At 66.7% G+C, this 2,310-nt stretch carries 1 protein-coding gene; it reads left to right on the top strand.

The features are described 5' to 3' along the window. Window positions 1-687: 687 nt before the first annotated feature. Entirely contained in the window at window positions 688-984 is a 297-nt protein-coding gene (locus ACFV0Q_RS40875) for a hypothetical protein (RefSeq protein ID WP_385013097.1), read from the top strand. The last annotated feature ends 1,326 nt before the right edge of the window (window positions 985-2,310 follow it).

Here is a 2,310-nt window from a genome sequence, read left to right as displayed (position 1 = left end):
GCTGCTCAGGCCATCCCGGAACCAAGACAGACACCACCACGCCCGTCTGCACTCAGGTGCTGGGAGGGGTTCCTACCGGTGCTCTCATCCCACCTGATCGGCCAGGCACCTCATGCACACCGCAGACCGGTCGACCAGCACGCTGTGCAGAGCCCCCCATAGGCGGCCCCGACCATGTCTGCGGCAACGTCAGCGTATGGCAGGCGGCGAAGAGTTCCTCCGGTACCACCGCCGCACGCCTCAAGGCTGTACGTCTTACCGGTGTCGGGGCCTATGTGGACCGCGGCGCACTTGTAGCCGTGCGGACACGCCGGCATGGTCGATGAGGGGCTCGCCGGGGCGAGGCGTAGTGGTCAGCACTCGTTGGTGCCGTCCGGTCCACCCGCGGAGACTGGAGCGGCCGAAGGCGCCGCCGAAACCTGGCCGCCGGCCCCACCGTGCGGGGGCTCGGCACGACGTCGGCGGAAGCGTCCATTCATCCACTCGTGCGGTGACCCGCCGCCCCCTCACCCTATGACGGCCTGCCAAGGGCCCAGATGCCCAAGGCGCAGACAAATCGACTGAATCGGCCTCCGGAACGCGGTTTCGTACGCAAACCGTTGCCAGCACACCATTGCTTCGCAAGCCCGTCACCCGCATCCTGACGGTCGACCACGATCAAACCGACAAGAATGAGGCTTCCCGCACATGCAAAACCTCCCCGATGCCGGACAGGGCACACTCGGCAAGCCGGACCCATGGGCCAAATTCCGGGGACTCACCTGGTGGCAGCTGCTGCTCTCGATCGTGCCGATCATCCTGCTGCCGTTCGGCGGAGCGATAGGCGGGGCCATCGGGGCAGCGGGCCTCTTCGCCAACCTTTCCCTCGCCCGGAAACAGCTCGCGACGCCGCTCAAGCTCCTGGCGATGGTGAGCGTGGTACTCGCCTCCTATCTCGGGTTCTTCGTCGTCGCCGGCCTCCTCCACAATCTGTTTGCAGGCTGACGCTCCTGTCGGCGATCGTGATCTTGCTCGTCAAACGACAGGACCCGGGCGCGAGCGGCTCAGCTCCATCCCGACCAGTCCGATCTCGTGCTCTACGGCCTGGACTGGTCCGCGCAGGGGCTGGTTACGGAGTCCGTTCCGTCCGTGCCAGTGCCTGGTGGTTGACGAGCCGGAGCGCAAGAAGCCGCTGAACATCATGGCCGACTGCGGCGGCCCGATGAGATGGTCCACTCCCGGCTCCTACACCGGGCCGCCCCGCACCGACACACCTCCGGTCTGGTCAGCAGCAAGACGGTGACGAACAGATCCTGGAGGGCACGGTGCGCGCCGGGCGATCCCAGGGACCGGGCGCGCAGACCCCGATACCGTTTCCCTCCGGCTCCGGACCCACGGCGAAGCCGTCCGCGAGTACCTCGAAGAAGGCCTGCGCGTCATTGTTTTTTTCGTAGAGCTCCTCGCCCGCCTGGGCCAAGCCGAGCCCTGTACCGACGGGCTGCGCTGGCTGACCCACAGGACCCGCGTCAACCCACTGGCAACCAGTGGACATTCGTACGCGTGGACGGCGCGAACGCCACCGGGCGGCTGTACAACCGCGACCTCAAGGGCCAGAAGGGCTCGCCCCCTGCCTGCTAGCCAGTGACAGTCCCTGCTTGCGGGCCCAGCCCGACTGGCCGAGATGACGATGCGGGCCGCTGCGCGCGGGACTCTGACGTACTGGAGTTCGCTCCTGCCCCGCTGCCCCGCTGCCCCGCAGCTTCCGGGTCGCCGAAAACGTCGAGGCTCTCGCACCGCGGGGCATGCACCCGCTCACAGATCGAGCGCAGCCTGAAGCCGTACGTCTTCACGCCGTTTGCCGTCCTCTCTTACATGCGGTACAGCAGTTCGGCGACGAGCCGCCGTCGCCGCCGGGGTGGGGGCTGAGGCGGTTGGTGGTTTCTGTGGGTGTGCACGCGGTGTTGACGACAGGCCCCTGGTTAACCCGTTCGGGTGAACGGTTACCGGGGGGCCGGATGATCATTTTCTCGGCCGATCTCCTTCAGGTGAGCGGAAGTGATCAGTCTGGTGCGGTTCCCGCCCTCGTCGATTCAGTTTGGTGTCTGTAGTGACGGCCAGGCGGTGACTGGTCAGGAGTGATCCGGTGGGAGGGGATCCGGTTTTCACGGCTGTGGCGTCTTGGCACACCTGTCCAGGCGGTGGTTACGGTGCGGTCTCTGGACACAGAGAAGGCCCCGGGGGTTGCACCCCCCGGGACCCGACGCGTCCGGCACACACGAAACGATCTAGGAGATCCGCGTGATTGAACGCGCTTACCGGCAGTGGGTTCCG

Source organism: Streptomyces sp. NPDC059564, assembly GCF_042735575.1.
GTDB lineage: Bacteria > Actinomycetota > Actinomycetes > Streptomycetales > Streptomycetaceae > Streptomyces.
This window is presented reverse-complemented; position numbering and strand designations above follow the sequence as displayed.